The 21,529-nt window shown below is 60.5% G+C and carries 19 protein-coding genes; 6 read left to right on the forward strand and 13 right to left on the reverse strand.

Features of this window, described 5'->3' with window-relative positions; genetic code table 11:
- The first annotated feature begins 289 nt into the window (after positions 1–289).
- From ftsZ to recN, 4 genes are all read left to right on the forward strand, one after another.
- Entirely contained in the window at positions 290–1,903 is a 1,614-nt protein-coding gene (gene ftsZ, locus ACOQOQ_RS10650; protein ID WP_420566967.1) for a cell division protein FtsZ, read from the forward strand.
- Positions 1,904–2,116: 213 nt separating this feature from the next.
- Positions 2,117–3,037, forward strand: a complete 921-nt coding sequence (lpxC, locus tag ACOQOQ_RS10655) for a UDP-3-O-acyl-N-acetylglucosamine deacetylase (protein ID WP_420566968.1) — start codon at positions 2,117–2,119, stop codon at positions 3,035–3,037.
- Positions 3,038–3,160: 123 nt separating this feature from the next.
- Positions 3,161–4,006 carry an outer membrane protein assembly factor BamD gene (locus ACOQOQ_RS10660; protein WP_420566969.1) on the forward strand — a complete coding sequence of 282 codons (846 nt, stop codon included), beginning with the start codon at positions 3,161–3,163 and terminating at the stop codon, positions 4,004–4,006.
- Positions 4,007–4,027: 21 nt separating this feature from the next.
- The gene (recN, locus tag ACOQOQ_RS10665) at positions 4,028–5,677 is read left to right on the forward strand and encodes a DNA repair protein RecN (protein WP_420566970.1); all 1,650 of its coding nucleotides are present in this window, start codon (positions 4,028–4,030) and stop codon (positions 5,675–5,677) included.
- Between the two features lie 6 nt (positions 5,678–5,683).
- On the opposite strand, the gene ACOQOQ_RS10670 is transcribed toward recN, so the two are convergent.
- A complete protein-coding gene (locus tag ACOQOQ_RS10670; RefSeq protein ID WP_420566971.1) occupies positions 5,684–7,057 on the reverse strand; it encodes an FAD-binding oxidoreductase in 1,374 nt (457 codons plus the stop codon).
- Between the two features lie 86 nt (positions 7,058–7,143).
- Between ACOQOQ_RS10670 and ACOQOQ_RS10675 the strand changes: the two genes are divergently transcribed.
- Positions 7,144–8,832, forward strand: a complete 1,689-nt coding sequence (locus ACOQOQ_RS10675; protein WP_420566972.1) for a chloride channel protein — start codon at positions 7,144–7,146, stop codon at positions 8,830–8,832.
- Here ACOQOQ_RS10675 and ACOQOQ_RS10680 read toward each other — a convergent pair.
- From ACOQOQ_RS10680 to ACOQOQ_RS10710, 7 genes are all read right to left on the reverse strand, one after another.
- Positions 8,829–9,173, reverse strand: a complete 345-nt coding sequence (locus tag ACOQOQ_RS10680) for a DUF427 domain-containing protein (RefSeq protein ID WP_420566973.1) — start codon at positions 9,171–9,173, stop codon at positions 8,829–8,831. The two genes, ACOQOQ_RS10675 and ACOQOQ_RS10680, sit on opposite strands and share 4 nt — an antisense overlap.
- 54 nt (positions 9,174–9,227) lie before the next feature.
- Positions 9,228–11,030, reverse strand: coding sequence for an aminopeptidase P family protein (locus ACOQOQ_RS10685; protein WP_420566974.1), 1,803 nt, complete (start codon positions 11,028–11,030; stop codon positions 9,228–9,230).
- A 13-nt stretch (positions 11,031–11,043) separates the two neighbouring features.
- The gene (gene cobT, locus ACOQOQ_RS10690) at positions 11,044–12,918 is read right to left on the reverse strand and encodes a cobaltochelatase subunit CobT (protein ID WP_420566975.1); all 1,875 of its coding nucleotides are present in this window, start codon (positions 12,916–12,918) and stop codon (positions 11,044–11,046) included.
- A 139-nt stretch (positions 12,919–13,057) separates the two neighbouring features.
- Positions 13,058–13,453: a hypothetical protein gene (locus ACOQOQ_RS10695; protein ID WP_420566976.1), complete on the reverse strand. Its 396-nt coding sequence runs from the start codon at positions 13,451–13,453 to the stop codon at positions 13,058–13,060.
- A 134-nt stretch (positions 13,454–13,587) separates the two neighbouring features.
- On the reverse strand, positions 13,588–14,559 hold the full coding sequence (cobS, locus tag ACOQOQ_RS10700) for a cobaltochelatase subunit CobS (RefSeq protein WP_420566977.1): 972 nt from the start codon (positions 14,557–14,559) through the stop codon (positions 13,588–13,590).
- A gap of 151 nt (positions 14,560–14,710) precedes the next feature.
- Positions 14,711–15,334: a DnaJ domain-containing protein gene (locus tag ACOQOQ_RS10705; protein WP_420566978.1), complete on the reverse strand. Its 624-nt coding sequence runs from the start codon at positions 15,332–15,334 to the stop codon at positions 14,711–14,713.
- Between the two features lie 163 nt (positions 15,335–15,497).
- The gene (locus ACOQOQ_RS10710) at positions 15,498–15,971 is read right to left on the reverse strand and encodes a DUF4177 domain-containing protein (RefSeq protein WP_420566979.1); all 474 of its coding nucleotides are present in this window, start codon (positions 15,969–15,971) and stop codon (positions 15,498–15,500) included.
- Between the two features lie 132 nt (positions 15,972–16,103).
- Between ACOQOQ_RS10710 and ACOQOQ_RS10715 the strand changes: the two genes are divergently transcribed.
- The gene (locus ACOQOQ_RS10715; RefSeq protein ID WP_420566980.1) at positions 16,104–16,373 is read left to right on the forward strand and encodes a hypothetical protein; all 270 of its coding nucleotides are present in this window, start codon (positions 16,104–16,106) and stop codon (positions 16,371–16,373) included.
- Here ACOQOQ_RS10715 and ACOQOQ_RS10720 read toward each other — a convergent pair whose 3' ends face one another.
- The 5 genes from ACOQOQ_RS10720 to ACOQOQ_RS10740 form a co-directional block, all read right to left on the reverse strand.
- Positions 16,374–16,853, reverse strand: coding sequence for a thioesterase family protein (locus tag ACOQOQ_RS10720; protein WP_420566981.1), 480 nt, complete (start codon positions 16,851–16,853; stop codon positions 16,374–16,376).
- 67 nt (positions 16,854–16,920) lie between these two features.
- Complete coding sequence (locus ACOQOQ_RS10725; protein ID WP_420566982.1) at positions 16,921–17,895, reverse strand: hypothetical protein; 975 nt, start codon at positions 17,893–17,895, stop codon at positions 16,921–16,923.
- 15 nt (positions 17,896–17,910) lie between these two features.
- Entirely contained in the window at positions 17,911–19,425 is a 1,515-nt protein-coding gene (gene gatB, locus ACOQOQ_RS10730; protein WP_420566983.1) for an Asp-tRNA(Asn)/Glu-tRNA(Gln) amidotransferase subunit GatB, read from the reverse strand.
- 102 nt (positions 19,426–19,527) lie between these two features.
- Positions 19,528–20,838, reverse strand: a complete 1,311-nt coding sequence (locus tag ACOQOQ_RS10735) for a hypothetical protein (RefSeq protein WP_420566984.1) — start codon at positions 20,836–20,838, stop codon at positions 19,528–19,530.
- 201 nt (positions 20,839–21,039) lie between these two features.
- Entirely contained in the window at positions 21,040–21,414 is a 375-nt protein-coding gene (locus ACOQOQ_RS10740; protein WP_420566985.1) for a PH domain-containing protein, read from the reverse strand.
- Between the last annotated feature and the right edge of the window lie 115 nt (positions 21,415–21,529).

Below are 21,529 nucleotides of genomic sequence, written 5' to 3' on the forward strand. Positions count from 1 at the left end.
CGGTGCTGGACACCGGACCATTCGGGCGATCGAGCATGCCCCGCAAAATTGAACGAGGTTTATCGCAAATCCTGCGCGCGGCGCCGGTTTGTTTTGTGCTGCTTGGTTGATGTTTCGCAAAATCTGGTAAAATCGGCGAAATCCCGCGACTTCAAGCGCCGGGAAGCCCATATTTTGTGGTCTTTTTGCGTTTTTTGCGTGACGATCCGCCCTGCCTCCGGTAACAATGAAGGCTAATAGGCAGAAAAATCACCTGCTCAAAGCAGGCCAACATCAGGCGGACAGATCAATGACATTGAACCTTTCGGTGCCCGGTCAGGAAGAATTGAAACCTCGTATCACCGTGTTCGGTGTCGGTGGCGCAGGCGGTAACGCCGTCAACAACATGATCCGGCAGGAATTGGCCGGTGTTGACTTCGTCGTTGCCAACACGGACGCGCAGGCTCTGCAGCAAAGCCAGGCTCAGAACCGTGTGCAGTTGGGGGTCAAAGTCACCGAAGGTCTGGGCGCGGGTGCACGTGCCAGCGTTGGCGCTGCCGCGGCCGAAGAAAGCATCGAACAGATTGTTGATCACCTGGCCGGCGCCCACATGTGCTTTATCACTGCCGGCATGGGCGGCGGCACCGGAACCGGCGCGGCCCCGATCATCGCTCAGGCCGCCCGCGAGCTGGGCGTTCTGACCGTGGGTGTTGTCACCAAACCCTTCCAGTTCGAAGGCGCCAAGCGGATGCGCCAGGCCGAGGAAGGCGTGGAGACTCTGCAAAAGATGGTCGATACCCTGATCATCATTCCCAACCAGAACCTGTTCCGTCTGGCCAATGAAAAAACCACATTTACCGAGGCGTTCAGCCTGGCCGATGACGTGCTGTACCAGGGCGTCAAAGGTGTGACTGATCTGATGGTCAAGCCCGGCCTGATCAACCTGGACTTCGCGGATGTCCGCTCGGTCATGGATGAGATGGGCAAAGCAATGATGGGCACCGGCGAGGCCGGGGGCGAAGATCGCGCCATCCAGGCCGCCGAGAAAGCTATCGCCAACCCGCTGTTGGACGAAATCAGCCTGAACGGCGCCAAGGGTGTTCTGATCAACATCACCGGTGGCCACGACTTGACCCTGTTCGAACTGGACGAGGCAGCGAACCGTATCCGCGAAGAAGTGGATCCTGATGCCAACATCATCGTTGGTTCGACACTGGACACTGAAATGGACGGCCAGATGCGCGTAAGCGTGGTTGCCACCGGTATTGATGCCTCGGAAGTGGTGTCGGACATCCCGGTGCCGCGTCGCTCGATGGCGGCGCCGCTGACCCCGACCGTCAGCGCCCAGCCCCAACCGGCCGAACCTGTCGCCGCAGCGCCCGCAGCCCCGGCAGCGGCCCCTGAGGCCCCGGTTGAAGAACCCACTTTGTTTGCCAGCATCGAAACCCCGGCCGAGCCTGCTGCCCCTGCAGCACCGGAAGAGGTCTATGAAGAGGACTTTGCCAGCAGCGATGACTTGCCGCCGCCTGCGTACCGTCCGCAAGCGGCCGAGTTCCGCCCGCAGCCCGACATCGCCGAAGAGCCCGCCGACAGCTTTGTTGCGCCCAAGGCTCCGACCGCCGGGACACCGTCGCCCGAAGCCTTGGCCCGTCTGCAGGCAGCCGTGCAAAAAGCGCCTTCGAACCCGGCGCCCCGTACACCCGTTGCCGAAGCTCCGGCCCCTGCGCCGGCCCCCGAGGCTGATCGCTCGCGGTTTGGCATCAACTCGCTGATCAACCGGATGACCGGCCACGGCCATGACAGCGCGCCCCAAGCCGCCGCGCGTCAGCAGCCCGAGCTGAAAGCTCCCGAGTCAGAGCAGGCCGCGGACCCCGATCAAGAACGTATCGAAATCCCCGCATTCCTGCGTCGTCAAGCCAACTGACGTCGGGTTCACATGAATTCAAGGGCCGCCCATCGGGCGGCCTTTTTCGTTTGATTACAGCGAGGTAGGGTTTTGGTAGGCAGGAATACGCCATTCTGATTTGGCCATGTTTCAATGCGTTACAAAGATTGAGTTGAGGGTCAGGGGCCCGGTCTCTAAATAGAACCTGCACACGTTAAGGGAAGCTCGCGCTTCTTTGTCCGGGGACATAATTTGCAACGCACGCTCAAATCATCGGTCACTTTTTCTGGCAACGGCCTGCATTCGGGTCAGCCTGCCGTGATGACCGTGCATCCTGCCGCACCTGAATACGGGATCTGGTTCAAACGCACCGATGTAATCGGACGCGACGCGCTGATTCCGGCACGTTGGGACGCGGTCAACCAGTCGCCTTTGTGCACTTTGCTGGAAAATGAGGCTGGTGTAACCCTGTCGACGGTCGAGCATATCATGGCCGCTTTGGCGGGGTGTGGTGTGCATAACGCCCTGATCGAGGTAGACGGCCCCGAAGTGCCGATCCTTGATGGCAGCTCGGCCATTTTCGTGCGCGCGATCCTGCAGCGCGGGTTGGCTGACCAGAGCGTCCCGGTGCAGGCGATTGAGATTTTGAAACCCATCGAGGTCCGCAAGGGCGACGCATGGGCCCGACTCGAGCCCGGTCTGGACCTGACCATCGATTTCCATATCGATTTCGAAGACGCCGCGATCGGTGTGCAGCACAAGACGCTGAAACTTGCCAATGGCTCGTTCGTACGCGAGCTTTGCGACAGCCGCACCTTCTGCCGTAAGGCTGACGTGGACTATATGCGCCAGAATGGCCTGGCCTTGGGTGGCACGCTGATGAATGCGGTCGTGGTCGAAGGCGATAAAGTGCTTAGCCCAGGCGGTCTGCGCCACGCGGACGAGCCCGTGCGTCACAAGATGCTGGATGCTCTGGGTGACTTGGCGTTGGCTGGCGCGCCGATTCTGGGACGCTATACCGGCTATCGCGCAGGGCATGCCATGACCAACGATCTGCTGCGCGCGATGTTCGCCAATCCTGACAGCTTCCGCATGGTATCGTGTGATGCCAGCAAGATGGCGCGCCTGCCCGGCGTGGGGGTCCATCTGGACGAGATGCCCGCCGTCGCCTGACCTTGTGATCGTACCCAGCGGCCATTTCCTGCCAAAGACGTTTTGCACCGGAAAATTCTGTGCTAGGACCAGTCTGAGCAGTGGGCATATTATCCCGCTAAATCAGACGAGGAATAACAAGGCATGACAGGCGTCGGATCCCGGAAAATTCTCTTGGGCTTGGTTCTGGCCAGTGTGCTGGCGGGCTGCAGCGCCGGAGGAAAGGTCAACAGGGGGGATGTGGATCTTGAACTCTACACCGCCGAGCAGATCTTTGGCCGCGGCGAATTCGAGCTGGAGCGAAAGCGCCCCGCCGATGCCGCCAGGTATTTCAGCGAGATCGAGCGCCTTTATCCCTATTCCGACTGGGCCAAGCGCGCGTTGATCATGCAGGCCTTTGCCCATCACGGGGCCAAGGAATACGAAGAAAGCCGTGCAGCTGCGCAGCGCTATGTTGATTTCTATCCGGCTTCGGATGACGCGGCTTATGCGCAGTATATTCTGGCGCTCAGCTATTATGACCAAATTGACGATGTGGGCCGTGATCAGGGTCTGACCTTTCAGGCGCTGCAAGCATTGCGTACCGTGATCGAGCGTTACCCTGACACCGAGTATGCACGTTCGGCAATTTTGAAGTTTGATCTGGCCTTTGATCATCTGGCAGGCAAGGAAATGGAGGTCGGCCGCTATTATTTGCGCCGCGACCATTATGCCGCCGCGATCAATCGCTTCCGTGTCGTGGTCGAGGATTTCCAGACCACCAGCCACACCCCTGAGGCCCTGCATCGTCTGGTCGAGGCTTATCTGTCGCTGGGTCTGACCGCCGAGGCGCAGACCGCCGGTGCCATTTTGGGCCATAACTTCCAGTCGACCGAATGGTACGAGGCATCCTACAAGTTGCTGACCGCTCGCGGTCTGGAGCTGAAATCGCGCGGCGACAACTGGCTGGCCAGGGTCTATCGTCAGATGATCAAGGGCCAGTGGCTCTGACCCAATCACAAAGGTGAAGGCATGCTGCGCAGCCTGGAAATCCGCGATTTGTTGATCATTGACCGGCTGGAGCTTGAATTTCAGCCGGGCCTGAACGTGCTGACTGGGGAAACCGGTGCGGGTAAATCCATCCTTCTGGACGCGTTGGGCTTTGTCCTGGGCTGGCGTGGACGGGCCGAGCTGGTCCGTGCAGGCGCTGAACAGGGCGAAGTTCTGGCCGAATTTGCACTGCCTGAAGGACACGCCGCGCATGCCGTCTTGCAAGAGGCCGGCCTGCCCTCGGGGGACGAGCTGATCCTGCGCCGGGTGAATCGTAAGGACGGGCGCAAGACCGCGTGGGTGAACGACCGGCGCTGCTCGGGCGAGGTGTTGCGCGCGCTGTCGGACACATTGATTGAACTGCATGGTCAGCACGATGATCGCGGCCTGCTGGACCCGCGCGGCCACATGGCCTTGCTGGACGAATTCGGCAGCTATGATGCCCTGCGCGCGGACGTGCGAGCCGCTTGGCGTGATGCCTCGGCCCGCCGGAAGACCCTGAGCAAGGCCGAGGCCGCCTTGGCCGAGGTCCGCAAGGAAGAGGAATTCCTGCGTCACGCGGTGGATGAGCTGGACAAATTGGCTCCCGAGCCGGGCGAGGAAAGCCAGCTGGACGCGCAGCGCCGCATGATGCAGGGCGCCGAGAAGATCCGCGAAGATGTCATGCGCGCGCTGAGCCTGTTGGGCAATGATGGTGCCGAAAGCGCGATGGGTGACGCGATCCGATGGCTGGAAGGTGTGGCCGACAAGGCCGAGGGCACGCTGGACGCCCCGATCGAGGCGCTTGGCCGCTCGTTTTCCGAATTGTCAGATGCGGTTTCAGGTGTGGAATCGGCGCTGGATACACTGAACTTCAACCCTTACGATCTTGAGCAGGCAGAAGAGCGCCTGTTCGCCATTCGCGCCGCAGCGCGCAAGCACAGCGTTCTGCCCGATGATTTGGGCGCATTCGCGGATGATTTACGTGGCAAACTGCATGCCCTGGATCAGGGGGATGCCGACTTGGGCCGTCTGAAGGCGGAACTATCCGCAGCCGAAGCGCATTACACCTCTTTGACAGCGCAGCTAAGCGCCGCGCGGACCAAATCCGCCAAAGCGCTGGACAAGGCAGTTGCGGGCGAACTGGCCCCGCTAAAGATGGAACGCGCGGTGTTCCAGACTCAGATCACCCCGGCCGATCAGGGCCCAGAGGGTGCAGACACGGTAGCATTTACGGTAGCCACCAACCCCGGTGCGCCCTCGGGGCCGTTGGCCAAGATTGCCTCGGGCGGAGAGCTGAGCCGGTTCCTGTTGGCCCTGAAAGTATGCCTGAGCCAGCAGCAATCGGGCATCACCATGATCTTTGATGAGATTGACCGCGGTGTTGGCGGCGCAACCGCCGATGCGGTGGGCCGACGTCTGGCTGCGCTGGCAGCGGATGGGCAGGTGCTGGTTGTGACCCACTCGCCCCAGGTGGCGGCCCTGGGCGCGCATCACTGGCGGGTCGAAAAACGGGTTCAGAACGAGGTAACGACCTCGACCGTGGTGCCGTTGACCGCCGAGGATCGCGTGGACGAGATCGCGCGCATGGTGTCCGGCGACACAATCACCCCCGAGGCGCGCGGCGCGGCTAAGGCGCTGCTGGCCGGGTAATCAGACTTAGTTTCCCGGCACCAGTTTGCCCGGGTTCATGATGTTTTGCGGGTCCAGTGCGCGTTTCAGCTGCCCCATGACATCCCAAGCCTCGCCATGTTCGGCGACCATGTATTTTTTCTTGCCGACGCCGATGCCGTGCTCGCCCGTGGCCGTGCCGCCCATGGCCAGCGCGCGCTGGACCATGCGGTGCGACAGATCCTCGACCGCCTTAGCCTCGGTGGGGTTTTCATCGTCAAACAGCAGGATGGCGTGGAAATTTCCGTCGCCAACATGACCCAGAATCGGCCCGGTGATTGGTGAGGCTGCGATGTCGTCGCGGGTCTCGTTCACCGCATCTGCAAGGCGCGAGATCGGCACGCAGATGTCCGTCACCAGCGCCTTCGCCCCCGGCTTGGAGGCCAGAACGGCCCAATGCGCATGGTGGCGCATGGTCCACAAGGCGGTGCGATCTTCGGGTTTGGTGGCCCATTCAAAGCCCTTGGCACCGTGATCGGCCACGATATCGCCAAAGGTTTCGGCCTGTTCTTCTACGCCGGCTTCCGAGCCGTGAAACTCGACCATCAGGTGCGGGCATTCAGGCATGTTGGACCCCGAATAACCATTGAAAGCCGCCGCAGTGGCCGCGTCCACAAATTCGATCCGGGCCATAGGAATGCCCATCTGGATGGTGTCGATCACGGCGTTCACCGCATCCTCGAGCCGGTCGAAGGCGCAAACGGCGGCGGTGATCGCCTCGGGCTGGCCCCGCAGGCGCAGTGTCAGTTCGGTGATCAGGCCCAGTGTCCCCTCGGCGCCCACGAACATGCCGGTCAGATCATAGCCTGCGCTGGATTTGCGTGCGCGGGTGCCGGTGCGGATGATCCGTCCGTCGGCGGTGACCACCTGCAGGCCAAGTACATTGTCCCGCATCGTGCCATAGCGCACCGCCGTGGTGCCGCTGGCTCGGGTCGATGCCATCCCTCCGATCGAGGCATTGGCGCCCGGATCAACCGGGAAAAACAGCCCTGTGGCACGCAGATCGGTGTTCAGCTCTTCTCGGGTGATGCCGGGCTGAACCGAGACATCCATGTCCTCGGGTGAAAGGCGTAAAATCTTGTTCATCTCGCGAAAATCGACGCTAATACCACCCGAAAACGCCTGGGCCTGACCTTCAAGCGAGGTGCCAGCCCCCCAGGCAACCACCGGACAGTCGTTGCGCGCGCAAATCTTGACGATCTCGCTGACCTCCTCGGTAGAGCGGGGGTAAACGACGCCATCGGGGGGCGTAAGCGGGAAATGCGTCTCAGAAGCACCATGTTGCTCCAGATCGGACTTGGAGCGGCTTAGGCGTTGGCCTAGTAAGTTAGTAAGCTCTTCAAGTGCGGTCTGGATGGTCATGGGTATCCTCCGGATGGTGCGTAGAAACACTAGGCTATGCGGGCGATGCCGAAAAGGGAATATCGCCGCCAGCGCGGAGATGGTTAATGCCGTTGCAACTTGGGAAAGTCCTGGCCTCGGCCGCAGCGCAATCGGTGCAAGCCGGACGCGATGCAATTGGCTTGGTGCGCCGACAGGGGCCCAGCCAGTTCCAGTTCTGGCTGATCGCGCTGGCCATCGGTGTTGCTGCTGGTTTAGCGGCGCTGTTTTTCCGCAAGGGAATCGACTGGCTGCAGTCCACGCTTTACGGCACCGAGGATGTTGCCCATCTGCACAGCCATGCTGAGTCTCTGCCGTGGTTTTGGATTCTCATGCTGCCGATCTTGGGCGGTCTGATCACCGGCGTGGTGCTGCATGTGTTCACCCCCGACGGGCGTGTTCGGTCGGTCGCTGACGTGATCGAGGGTGCGGCCATGCATGACGGCCGGGTCGAGGGCAAGGCGGGCATTGCCTCGGCCTTTGCGTCACTGGTGACGCTGTCCACGGGCGGCTCGACCGGCCGCGAGGGGCCGGTGGTGCACATGGCCTCGGTCATTTCGTCCTGGGTCAGCGAAAGGCTGCACGCGGATGGGATCACCGGGCGTGATCTGCTGGGCTGCGCCGTAGCGGCGGCTGTTTCCGCCAGTTTCAACGCGCCCATCGCCGGGGCGCTTTTCGCGCTAGAGGTGGTGTTGCGCCATTTCGCAGTGCACGCTTTTGCGCCCATCGTGATCGCCAGCGTGGCGGGTACCGTCATCAACCGGCTTGAATTTGGCGGGGTCACTGAATTTCATCTTCCCGAAGGCAACACCTTGGAATTTTACGTGGAATTACCCGCCTTCCTGATGCTGGGACTGCTGTGCGGCTTTGTTGCCTTTATCCTGATGCGTGCCGTTTTTATTGCCGAGGACGTGGGCAACCAAATTCAGGCTGGCACGAAAATGCCTCGTTGGATGCGGCCTGCGCTGGCAGGTGCTCTGCTTGGCGGACTGGCGATTGCCTTTCCGCATATCATTGGCGTTGGGTATGAGACGACGTCGGCCGCGTTGACTGGGCAGCTGTTGTGGCACGAAGCGATCGTCTTTGCCGTGCTCAAGGTCATCGCCGTGGCCATCACCATGGCAGGCCGGATGGGGGGTGGCATGTTTTCCCCCGCGCTGATGGTGGGGGCGTTGACCGGGCTGGCCTTTGGCCTGATTGCCACCGGCGTTTTCCCCGAGGTTTCGGGCTCGCATACGCTGTATGCCTTGGCGGGGATGGGGGCTGTTGCGGCCGCCGTTCTGGGTGCACCAATCTCGACCACCATGATCGTGTTTGAATTGACCGGCGACTGGCAAACCGGGCTTGCGGTGATGGTGGCCGTGTCGCTGTCCACGGCGCTGGCCTCGCGTCTTGTGGATCGGTCCTTCTTTTTGACGCAGCTGGAACGGCGCGATATTCACCTGGCTGCGGGACCTCAGGCCTATCTGCTGGCGATGTTCCGCGCCGATACGCTGATGCGCAAACCACAGGATCCGGGTGCGGCCGATCCCCAGCGCTGCGCCGAGATGGTCGAGGATGGTATCTTTATCCACGCCCATGCCACGCTGGAACAAGCCATGCCTCTGTTTGAAAAGGCGGGCACGCCATTCCTGCCCGTGATTGCCAAGCCTGAAAACGACGAAGCGCCCCGAATTCAGGGCGCTCTGTTTCATGTCGATGCGCTAAAGGCGTTTAACCGCGCCTTGGCCGCAACCGCGGCCGAGGAACATTCTTAAAGGCGTTCCACCGCCAGCGTGTCCGAGGGGTAGAAGGCCAGATAGCCCTTGATGCGCTCGGCCGCGTCCAGCGGGGCCTCATAGCTCCAGGCTGCGTCTTTCAGGGTGGTCGACTTTGTCACGATCGAATAATGCGAAGCGTCACCTTTTTTCGGGCAATGCGTCACCTTTTCGGTCTTGTCCAAGAAGGCCATGGCAATATCATCGCGCGGGAAATACACCACCGAGGCCAGACCTTCTTCGTTCAATTCCAATGCTTTACGGGTTTCACCCAGCACGGCACCGCCTGCGCGCACCACCCAGGTGCCCTCGGCGTTGCGAATTGTCATATCTTTGCTCATTGTCCGTCTCCCGGAGTTTTTCGGGTTATCTACCGCATTTATGACAGGCAGATGTCACAGTGGTTCTGTAGCGTCGCGCAACCATATCGCAGCTGCCTCGGTTAACCGAGGGACGATTTTGTCGCGGCAGGCCAAGTGATAGTCATTTAGCCAGTCGATTTCGTCTTGGGACAGCAAACTAACGTCAATCAAACTGCGGTCAATCGGGACAAATGTCAGGGTTTCAAAGTTGTGCATGGGGCGGTCGTCGGCGCCTTTCAGCGCGGGGGCGTCCTGCACCACGATCAGGTTTTCGATGCGGATGCCAAAGGCGCCTTCGCGGTAGTATCCAGGCTCGTTCGACAGGATCATTCCGGGCTTCAGCGGCACCGAGGAGACCCGGCTTAGGCGTTGTGGGCCTTCGTGGACGCACAGGTAAACGCCGACGCCATGGCCCGTGCCGTGGTTATAATCCAGCCCGGCTTGCCAAAGCGGATAACGCGCGATCGCATCCAAATCACGGCCCGCAAGACCGCGTGGGAAACGCAGGCGCGAAATGCCGATCATGCCTTTCAGAACGCGAGTAAAGCAGGCCTTTTCTTCGGTACCGACCGTGCCAACGGGCAGGGTGCGGGTGATGTCCGTGGTGCCATTCAGGTATTGCCCGCCGCTGTCCAGCACCAGCAGCTGCCCATCCAGCAACCGCGCATTGGTGTTTTCGGTGACGCGATAGTGGATCACCGCGCCGTTCGCCCCTGTACCCGAGATCGTGTCAAAGCTGATGTCCAGCAAGGCACCAGTGGCACGGCGGTGTTCCTCAAGGGCCTTGACGACGTCGATTTCTGTCAGGGTTCCAGGGGCTTGGGCGTGGAACCAGGCCAGGAACTCGCACATGGCAGCGGCATCGGTCAGGTGGGCATTGCGCGTGGCGGCGATCTCGGCCTCTGATTTGCAGGCTTTTGGCAGCACGCAAGGGTCTTGCGCCCACGCGATCTGGACACCGGCCTCGGATAGCTCGCGCTGCAACTGATAGGGGGCTGTTTCCCTGTCCAGACGCACCGGCCCGGTTCGCGACCGAACCGCTGCCGCAAAGGCCGAGGGCGGGCGCAGCGTGACCTCGGGGCCCAGATGTTCGCGCAGGTTCCCATCCAGCTTGGCCGGGTCAACGAACAGGGACAGGTGACCGGTGTCATGCAGAATGGCAAAGCAATGGGGCACCGGGTTGCGCTGAATGTCCGAACCGCGAATGTTCAGCAGCCAGGCAATGGAATCGGGCAGGGTCAGAACCGCGGATTCCTGTCCTGCGGTGCGCAAGAGCGCGGCAATGCGCGCCCGTTTCGCCGCGTGATCCACGCCGGCCAGATCGTCGGGATAGGCAGTGATGGGCCCCAGCGGCGGCGCGGGCTGATCGGGCCAGATGCGATCCACCAGATTGGCGCAAGCAAGCAGCGAAATGCCCGAGCCGTTCAGCATTTGCTCAAGCTCTTCGATCTCGTCTACGCTGTGCAGCCAAGGATCAAAGCCAACTTGACCTCCGTCCGGCAACTGCTTCAACAACCAATCACCCAGGCGGGTCTCGGGCCAGGGGACGGGCTGGAAATGATCCAGATCGACCTGGGCTTTGACCTGCGTGCGATAACGGCCGTCGATGAAAACACCCGCTGCGTTACGCAGCGCCGCACAGAATCCCGCCGAGCCGGTAAAGCCCGTCAGCCAGGACAAGCGTTCGTCGCGCGGGGCGACATATTCGCCCTGATGCACATCCGAGCGGGGGATCAGGAAACCGGTCAGGCCATCATGTTCCAGCTGAGTACGCAGCTGCGCCAAACGGGCCGGACCCTGGCTGGGGTCCGCGCTTTCGGTGAAACTCTGGAACATGGGGTCTCCGATGTTAGCTGGCCTTCTTGATGCCGATCATGCGGGCGCGGGCGCGCGGGTCCTGGTCAAACAGGGCAGCCAGTTGCTCGGTCATCGCACCGGCCAATTGCTCGACATCGGTGATGGTCACCGCATGCTGGTAATACCGTGTCACGTCGTGGCCAATGCCGATGGCAATCAGCTCGACCAGTTTACGTTTTTCCACCATCGAGATCACGTCCCGCAAGTGTTTTTCCAGGTAATTCGCGGGGTTAACGGACAAAGTTGAATCGTCAACCGGCGCCCCATCCGAGATCACCATCAAGATTTTCCGCTGCTCGGGCCGGGCCAGCATTCGCCGATGAGCCCATTCCAACGCCTCGCCGTCGATGTTTTCCTTCAGCAGGCCCTCTTTCATCATAAGGCCCAGATTGTTGCGGGTCCGGCGCATGGGGGCGTCGGCCTTTTTGTAGATGATATGGCGCAGATCATTCAGACGGCCGGGCTGTTGCGGGCGCCCATCGGCCAGCCATTTTTCACGGCTTTGCCCACCCTTCCAGGCACGGGTGGTAAAGCCCAGAACCTCGACCTTGACGTCGCACCGTTCCAGCGTCCGGGCCAGAACATCGGCGCAGATCGCGGCGATGGAAATCGGCCGTCCCCGCATCGAGCCCGAGTTGTCCAGTAGCAGCGTCACCACGGTATCGCGGAACTCGGTGTCTTTTTCGACCTTGAAGGACAGGGGCGTTGTGGGGTTGGCCACCACGCGGGCCAGGCGGCCTGCGTCCAGAATGCCTTCTTCCATGTCGAACAACCACGAGCGGTTTTGCTGGGCCTGAAGGCGTCGTTGCAACTTGTTGGCCAGACGGCCCACGGCGCCTTTCAGCGGCTCAAGCTGTTGATCCAGATAGGTCCGCAAACGTTCCAGTTCGGCAGGCTCGGCCAGATCTTCGGCGGCAATCTCTTCGTCCTGATCGGTGTTGAACGCGGTATAATTGGGGTCGGCATCCGACAGTGGAGCAGGGGGCGGGGGCTCGAGCGGCGCGTCGCCTTCAGGCAGTTCGGTCTCGTCTGACATTTCCTCGTCGGCCATGTCATCGGTGGTGACCTGCGCTTCCGAGCTGTCCTGCGTTTCGTCCTGAGACTGTTCGGGGTCGGCCTCGGCGTCCTGATCGTCCTGGTCGTCCTGGCCGCTGGAATCGGGATCCTGTTCCTCTTCGGCGCTGTCTTCTGCGTCGTCCTGATCTTCTTCTTCAGGCTCGTCCGGGTCGTCGCCCAATTGATCGCCATAGCCCAGATCCTCGATGATCTGGCGGGCGAACTTGGCAAACTCGGTCTGGTCCGACAGCTTTTCCTGCAGCTCCTCAAGCGTGCCGCCTGCCTGATCCTCGATGAAACCGCTCCACAATTCCAACACGTTCCGGGCGGCGGGGGGCATCTCGCGGCCGGTGGCCAGCTGACGGATCATATAGCCCGCAGCGACGGCCAGCGGTGCATCGGCCGTCTGCTTGATCTGGTCATAGCCTTTGCGCAGGGCCTCGGTTTCGATCTTGGCGTCGATGTTGCCTGCGGTGCCGGGCATGTCGCGTGCGCCCATTGCCTCGCAGCGGGCGGTTTCCATCGCCTCATACAGGCTGCGCGCCATGTCACCCGGGGGCGCATAGCGATCGTGCACGGCGTTGTCGTGATATTTGCGCTGCATGGCCAGGGCATCCGCGGTGCCACGCGCGAGCAGCACCTCGTCGCGCGTCATCCGGCGCGTCACCTGAGGCAGGCGCATTGTATCGCCCGAAATCCCGGCCGGATCGACCGAGTAATTCACGTTCAGATCGGCGTCATCAGCCAGCACCTTGGTTGCTTCTGCAAGGGCTTTCTTGAACGGATCTGCAGGGTTGTCGTTTTTTTTCATGACACGGGCGCCGGGCGTTAAAAATATCGTTGCCGCACCCTAATCCGGGCCGGGCCGATTGACCAGTCTTCGCGGGCGTCCCGTTGGGTCGGATGTGGGGCAATGACCTTAGGTGCAGGCGCAATGGGCAGCGGTTGCTCTAGCTGATCAAGGCCGACCGGCACTCGTTAAGCTGACGATGGGCCATGGCCAAGGCCAGGCGGGCGCGACGATCATCGCTCCGAAACGTCCCCTGGCTGAGAAGAACCGCCTGAGCCTGCTTGGCTTCGATCCGCCAGTGCAAAATCTCGCGGCCACGGCCAGGCGGGGTCATGGCCTCGAGTATGTCGATGGCAGATTGCCGCTCGGCCTTGGTGCGCTCCGAGGCGACGCCGTCGAACATCCACTGAAATTCCATCTGCGCGGAAAGCCGTCCTGCACATTGCGCAAAGAACCGGATCTGATCGTCCGGCGACATCGCCACAGCAGGACTGCCCACCAGCGCCAAAAGGCCGCTGATCAGGGCGCTTGTTAGAAAAGTTTTTAAACTGCTCATGTTTTAGACTTTACGGTCAAAAAACGACGTATCAAGTAGGCAGTTTGAAAACTATTCTTTTGAGATAGCGTGAATTCAACGAAAAACGGCACCCAGAAGGGTGCCGATCATCTTTGAGTTGTGTTTTCGTGGGGTCAGGTCATTGCCATCGAGGCCGCGCTTTCGGGCAGTTCCTCGTCAAAGCAACGCTGATAGAACTCGGCCACAGTCTGACGTTCCAGCTCGTCACATTTGTTCAGGAAGGACAGGCGGAAGGCGTAGCCGACATTGCGGAAAATCTCGGCGTTCTGGGCCCAGTTGATCACGGTTCGCGGGCTCATCACCGTGGACAGATCGCCGTTCATAAAGGCGGTCCGGGTCAGATCCGCCAGCGTGACCATCTGAGCAATCGTCTTGCGGCCGCTTTCGGTGTTGTAATGCGGGTTCTTGGACAGGATGATCTGCGTTTCCGCGTCATGGCTGAGATAGTTCAGCGTGGCCACCAGCGACCAACGGTCCATCTGGGCCTGGTTGATCTGCTGCGTGCCGTGATACAGGCCGGTGGTGTCGCCCAGACCCACGGTATTTGCCGTGGCGAACAGGCGGAAATAGGGGTTCGGCGTGATCACCTCGTTCTGGTCCAGCAGTGTCAGTTTGCCGTCATGTTCCAGCACACGCTGGATCACGAACATCACGTCTGCGCGGCCCGCATCATATTCGTCGAACACGATCGCAGTGGGATTGCGCAGCGCCCAGGGCAGGATTCCTTCGTGGAATTCGGTGACCTGTTTGCCGTCTTTCAGCTTGATCGCGTCCTTACCAATCAGGTCGATCCGGCTGATGTGGCTGTCCAGGTTCACGCGCACGCACGGCCAATTCAGACGCGCGGCGACCTGTTCGATATGAGTCGATTTTCCGGTGCCGTGATAGCCCTGAATCATCACACGGCGATTGCGCGAGAAACCGGCCAGAATGGCCAGGGTGGTGTCAGGGTCGAACTTGTAGGTGGGGTCCACCTCGGGTACACGCTCGGAACGCTCGGCAAAGCCCTTTACGGTCATGTCGGTATCGATGCCAAAGACATCGCGAACAGAGACATCTTCGGTGGGTTTGGCGTTCATTTCCATTGTGCGCTTGCCTTTGCCTACGTGCTAAAATCAGGGCCGGATGCCCAGCCCTTGTGTGGTGCAACATATATGCCCGAAGGGCAAGGGCAAGTCGCCTTTTCCGCCGCGTCCTGCATCAAGATTAGGCTTTGTGGGTGGGTCCGGTCGCAGCCTACTTGAAGCTGCGACTGTCCTTGATCTGATCCCAGGCCCACATGACTTCTTGGAGCTGCTCTTCCTGGCTGCGATCTCCGCCGTTCATGTCGGGGTGCAGCACCTTGATAAGCTTCTTGTAAGCCTTGCGGATTTCCGCCTTGGACCAGTTGTCCTGAGCTTCCAGAATGTCGACGGCACGGCGTTCGGTCGGGGGCAGACGACGCCCGCCGGTATTGGCCTTGCCGGGGTTCTTGGTGGCGTTTTCGCCCAGAACCTGGTGTGGGTCCTCGATGCCCAGGCGCGCCCATGCGCGGGCCTCGGGGTCGCCCATGGGACGGGTCTGGCGTTCCCAAACCTTGTCCTTGGACATCTGGGCATTCATCTCGGCCTCGGTCGTGCCGTCGAAGAAGCTCCATTTCTGGTTATACTCGCGCACGTGGTCCTTGCAGAACCACAGGAACTCATCCAGCACATCCGGTGCTCTGGGTGCACGGTATTTGCCCGGCTCTTCGCACCCCTCGTGTTCGCACACACGTGTCGAGGTTTCCGAAGCACCGCTCATCCCCCGTCGACCGCGGGGGTTTTTCTTCTTGGCCGATTTGACCGACATATCGAAACCAAAAGGGTCAGATTTAGTCATTGGATCACCTATTCGACTCGGACGGTGGATAATAGACTTTCTGGCGCTGAGTTGAAGGGGGGGCGCGAGAAAAAAACTGCGAATAACTGGGCTTTTGGGCGGAGCTTTGCCGAGCAATATCGCCTAACCTTTGGAAAATAAATCAAAACCAGATGAGTAAAATTCAGGCAGACTTGTCTTGAGCGGGTTCGGTTTGATCGTCCTGGAGCGTGGATGAGCCCGCTTTCAATCTGGCGGCGCGTTCTATCAGCGGGCTGGCATCCGGAGAGCCCATGTCCTCGGCATCTTCCACGCCGTTGTCCTGCGATTCCAAGAAAAAATCGGACGGAGTGTTCGGCGATTCTGTTTGCTCTTCGGGCGAGGGCGCCGGCAACTGCTTGGGCGCTGTCGTCTGCTCGGCGGCCTGTGCAGGGCGGCGAAACACCAGCATGTTGCGATAGCTGGTCGTGACCGAAGTCAGCCCGTGGCGCTCTTCACAGGGCAGGGTTTCGGCGCGCTGGTATTCCCAGCCCTCGGCGCCCATCTGGTTCATCACCTCTTGCAGCGCAAGCGCAAAGCGCGCATCGGTGCCGCGTACGCCCTTGGCCTTTTTCCCCTTCACCGGGGCGGGAACTACCTTGTACTCGAATACTGGCATTACAAATGTCCGTTCTGAAAATCCGGGCAATCATATCAGCCGTTTGCAAAATGTCCAAAGCTGCGGGCGGTAAGTGAACGCCGTGGCAACCAGTTGCTGAGACCTTGATCGCGGTCGCAACACAGGTGCCCCATGACCCGAGAGATCAGCAACTATTCCGACTGGATATTCACCGAAACCGTTGCAGACCGAGGCTCGGCCCGGTGCCGCTGCGGGCTGTGTGGGCAGCGCAATCTGCGCTATCATTTCGAGGTCCGTAATCGCCGCAACGGTCACCGGATGTGGGTCGGATCCAGCTGTATATTGAAGTTCGGGCTGACGGTGATGCAGGGCGGCAAGCAGCTTTCGGCGGACGAGGCGCGCCGCAAACTTGGCCGCATTGCCCGGCGTTTGCGTGGATGATCAGCCCTTGCGAATGGTCATAGGCTTGCCCACGAAATCGGGCACTGGCGATGCGCTGTGGTCTTTCAGCATGGCCTGCACCTTGGCGGCCACATCATCGGGGTAAGGGGCAACCTTGGGCCCGCTCATGTCGATATGCAGTCCGATCCCTTCGCCCGTCGCCGACAGCCAGCCATCCTGATGAAACAGCCACTGACAAAAATGGAACTTGCGCCCGTCGCTGTCCAGCAGTTGAAACCCAACCTTGACCTTGGCGCCCACATGCAGCTCTTGCAGATATCGCACGCGAAAGTCGGCGCTATAGGTGGTGTGTTTGCGGGTGGCAGCATAGTCCGGGCCAAAGCCCATCAGCTCGAACGCCTGATCCGCCCCGCGATCGAATAACACGTTGTAATAGGCCATGTTCAGATGGCCGTTATAGTCGATCCATTCGGGCAGGACCTCCATTTCCGAGGACATGAAGGGGGGCTGGTGCTGCATGGTCTGTTTCCTTTGACTGTCTTGGGCAGAGCCTAGTCAAACCAACCGCTGCTGACCAGTCTGAGGCTTAGAAACGACGCAACGATTTAAGCAGCGCTTTCACGCGCTCTTTGAGGGGTAGGTAAGGCCAAATCTGCCGGGCGTTTTCCTTATCCAGGTGCCGCGAGCGCGGGATGTCCTGTGGGGGCACCAGATGAAAGCCCAGCTTGGCAGAGACCTCGGTCCGCTTCTTTGCATAGTCGCGTATTTCATGAGGCCGCAGCCCGTCGATCCTGTATTTGTCACCTGGCAGGTTCCAACGTTCTGAAATTTCTTTGTCAGTCCGTCGCCCGCTGCCCGGTGGGTTTTGCAGGTTGTAAAGGTACATGGCCCGCACAGCCGGAGCGGACAGGGATTCGTTCTCGCGGCTTTCGGACAGGCCAAGCGTATCGAAATCGGGCAGGTTGAATTCGCGCAGCAAGCTGTTGCACAGCCCTTGCTTCACCGCGTCCTCGAACTTGATGAAATGGGTTCTGTCAGCGCCGAATTCGCGCTTTATGTTCAAGGGGATGCGGTGAATGCGACGGATAGAAGTGGCATAGGCGGTGGGGCGAAAGAACTCGCCAACCTTGGCCATTTGTTGACTGTTCGAAGCCATCCAGGGCAGCAGCTCGCGGTAATAATACAGCGCGTGAACCTCGCCATATTCGGACAGGGCCGCATGAATGCGAGCCAGTTCCGCAGGTCTCATAAGACACAGGAATTCGTTGGATAGGATCGCAGTGCCGCTAAGCGATTTGAGCTGTTTGAAAAGCTGCCAGCGTACGTTCTCGTCGCGCTTTTCGATCTGCTCGGCGCTCAGGCGCGAGCGACGGTTCCACAGATCACGCATGGGGTCGGTCATGAAGGCCGAGTACAGATTCTTGTAGGCGCCCCTTTGCCCCAGAAAATGCACCCCGTGTTCGGCCAACACGCCCTTGTTGGAAAAAAGGCTGCGCTGAATCGAGGTGGACCCGGTTTTATGCGGGCCCAGATGCAGGATAATTCTCAGATCCTTGGCCATCTGATGCCTCTTGGCTTACAGGCCCAGTTTCTGAGCGACCAATTGGTTGACGGCCTTGGGGTTGGCCTTGCCACCGGTTGCCTTCATTACCTGCCCCACGAACCAGCCCGCAAGTTTCGGGTTTTGCTTGGCTTTTTCGACCTGGGCGGGGTTGGCGGCGATGATCTCGTCCACCGCGGCCTCGATTGCGCCGGTGTCGGTGACCTGCTTCATGCCGCGCTCTTCGACGATTTTATCGGGGTCTCCGCCTTCGGTATAGACGATCTCGAACAGGTCCTTGGCGATCTTGCCGCTGATGGCGTCCGACTTGATCAGCTTGATGATCGCGGCCAATTGGGCGGGCGACACCGGGCTGTCGGTGATGTCGTGATCTTCTTTTTTCAGGCGGCCGAACAATTCGTTGATGACCCAGTTGGCGGCCAGTTTGCCGTCGCCTGCCTCGCCTGCGACCTCTTCGAAAAAGGCAGCGTTCGGCACTTCTGCGGTCAGCACGCTGGCGTCATATTCCGACAGGCCGAAGTCGCCGATAAAGCGGGCCTTCTTCTCGTCCGGCAGTTCGGGCAGCGAGGCGGCGATATCATCGACCCAGGCTTGTTCGATCTCCAGGGGCAGCAGGTCGGGGTCGGGGAAATAGCGGTAGTCATGCGCTTCTTCCTTGGACCGCATCGAGCGTGTCTCGTTCTTGTCCGGATCGTACAGGCGGGTTTCCTGCACGACTTCGCCACCGGCTTCGACGATGGCGATCTGGCGGCGGGCTTCGACCTCGATCGCGGCCTGGATAAAGCGCATCGAGTTCATGTTCTTGATCTCGCAGCGCGTACCCAGATGGCTGAAGTCCTGGGTTTCCTGGTACTTTTCGTACTGGCCGGGCCGGCAGATCGACACGTTCACATCCGCGCGCAGGTTGCCGTTCTGCATGTTGCCATCGCAGGTGCCCAAGTAACGCAGGATCTGGCGCATTTTGGTGACATAGGCGGCGGCCTCTTCGGGGCCACGAATGTCGGGGCGGGACACGATCTCCATCAGGGCGACGCCTGTCCGGTTCAGGTCCACGAAGGACATGTTCGGATCCATATCGTGCACCGATTTGCCTGCGTCCTGTTCCAGGTGGATACGTTCGATCCGCACCAGGCGCGCCACGCCGGGGCCCATATCGACCAGAATCTCGCCCTCGCCCACGATGGGGTGATAGAGCTGGCTGATCTGATAGCCCTGCGGCAGATCGGGGTAGAAATAGTTCTTGCGGTCAAAAGCGGACCAAAGGTTGATCTCGGCCTTCAGGCCCAGACCGGTGCGCACGGCTTGTTCGACACAGAATTCATTGATCACGGGCAGCATGCCGGGCATGGCCGAATCCACGAAGGCTACGTTCGAGTTGGGTTCCGCCCCGAATTTGGTCGATGCACCCGAAAACAGTTTCGCTTTCGAGCTGACCTGCGCGTGCACCTCCATACCGATCACCAGTTCCCAATCGTGCTTGGCTCCGGCAATCACCTTGGGTTTCGGGGTCTCATAGGTCAGGTCCAGCATCTATCCGCCCTTTGTCACAGCAATTCCATCGCGTTCTAGGACAGGGGTGCCAAAGGGGCAAGAGGGCATGGGCCGGTTTGCGCGCCACTTTGCGCGTCGTGATTAGCCTCGGGGCAGAATTTGCGGACCCTGTTCGCCGAAAACCACGCGAGCGCCGTTGCGAATCTCGGTCTCGAAATGACGCGAGATACGGCGGAAAGCGCTGCCGCGGCCCTCTTCGGCCAGTTTCTCGGTATAGATCATGGCCTCTTCGCTGGCCTGGTCTTGCTCGGCCATGGCCCAGATCAGGGGGTGCACCTCGCGCAGGTGGTCCTTCAGTATCCAGTCAAACGCACCGCGCAGGGCGGTCAGTTGATCCTGATAGGGGCTGTTGCGCATGGGGCGCCCGCTTAGCGTGATCGAACAGAACGCGGCAAACAGGTTCGCCGTATGCTGATCCTGCCGGCGGTTCATGATGTCCCGTATGCCTTCGATGAACAGGTTCGGCTCCAGCATCTCCAGAACATCGGGGTCCAGCCGCAACGCGTCCAGACAGGTCCAGGTATAGCCGCCCGCGCCCCAGATATCCTGTGTCAAGGCAGCAATGCGGCGGGCCTGCACCTCAAGCTGTTGATGCGAGCCGAACCAGCGCGGCAGCATGAAACGGCCAAACTGGCGCATGTGATTGGGATTGTGCGGGTCCAGGTCGATCAGGTCTTCGTAGTCATCGACCACCCGGGTTTCCGGCGCCTCCTGGGCGGGCAGCAATTTGCAGCGTGCAGAGGCCAGGGCAGGGCTGTTCTGTTCGAAGGCGTCGAACCGGTCCAGGATCTCTTGTGCGCTGGCCATGCAGGCATGGAAAGCTTTGGTGCTGTGCTTGGACAGGCCCTCGGTTTTCGGGCCCACGTTGGTTTCCACCGCGTGAAAGGCCCAGGCCACGTCCATCAAGGCGTGCAGCACCACCAGCGCGACGCCATAGTCCTTGGGGCTGTCCTCCAGCGCGAATTCCAGATGCTCAAGCGCAGGCAGGGCTTCGACATCGCCGGGGTTCACCCTGCCAGAACGAATTTGCCGGGTCAGCGGCTCGACGACATCCGTGCGCGCGCCAAAGGCCAGAAGATCGGCCAGGGGCATGTCGGCCTTGGTGCGGGCGCGGGTACGGTCATGGTGGCGCAGTTCCTGACCCAGCTCCTCCCACATGTCCTGACGGGCCAGAAACTGCCCCCGAGAGATCACGTATTCACGTCGCGACTGTTCAGTCGAGGTATCGGTGACCGGAATGTCCAGTGCCCGCTGCAGGCGGATCGGCATCGGGCCCGGGGGCGCCTGCGGTTCCGCGACCTGTGGCGCAGGGGCACGCGCACTTGCCTTGCGCCGCAACAGGGCTGGGGCGCGCAGCTTCAGGCTTGGACGTTTGGACAGCAGGTGCTTCATACTAATTCCGGTTGCGGGTGACCTAATCGAGTCGCCTATTTGGTATGCTCGCTATATGAGGCTTGGTTTTTGGCGGAAAAATGGCCAAGTGTGGCTTGTTTTCGGGAAATAGCGCAGCAACTATCGGGCGAGTTAACCTAACGGTAACTAACTGCAAGATTTTTCCAATTTCGGGCTGCAGGGGCAGAATGCCGAAAATGATCAGGTCAGCGTGACCTTTGCGTCCACCCGGATCGGTTTGCCATCAAACCAGCGGCGCAATTCCTGCGCAGCTGGCAAGCAGGTCAGGGGCAGGTGAACGCGGCGCCCTCCGGCCAGCTCCAGATGCGGGGGGCGGGCATAAAACGGGGCCGAGCGCGCGCCCACGGCCTGAATCCCCGACAGCGGAAAGGTCCAGTGTTTGGCGCCGTAATAGACGTTCAGATGCGTCTCGGTCAGCCAGGCGCCCGAGCGTTTGCGGCTTGTCAGCCGTTGCCAAAAAATGGCGGTCATGATGGCCACGCCGCCAATCAGCAACATCATCTGCCAGGCTGGCAACAGCCTGGCCAGGCCAAACAGGGCTAGCCAGAACAGCACGATTACCGCCCCTGCACCCAGATGCAGGGGGTCCAACCCACGCCAATGGTATTCATGTATCCGATTCATAGATGAACTATGGATGAAACGGTCGAAAACATGAGCGTGCGATATC

The organism is Thalassovita sp., from assembly GCF_965218685.1.
Taxonomy (GTDB): domain Bacteria; phylum Pseudomonadota; class Alphaproteobacteria; order Rhodobacterales; family Rhodobacteraceae; genus Thalassobius.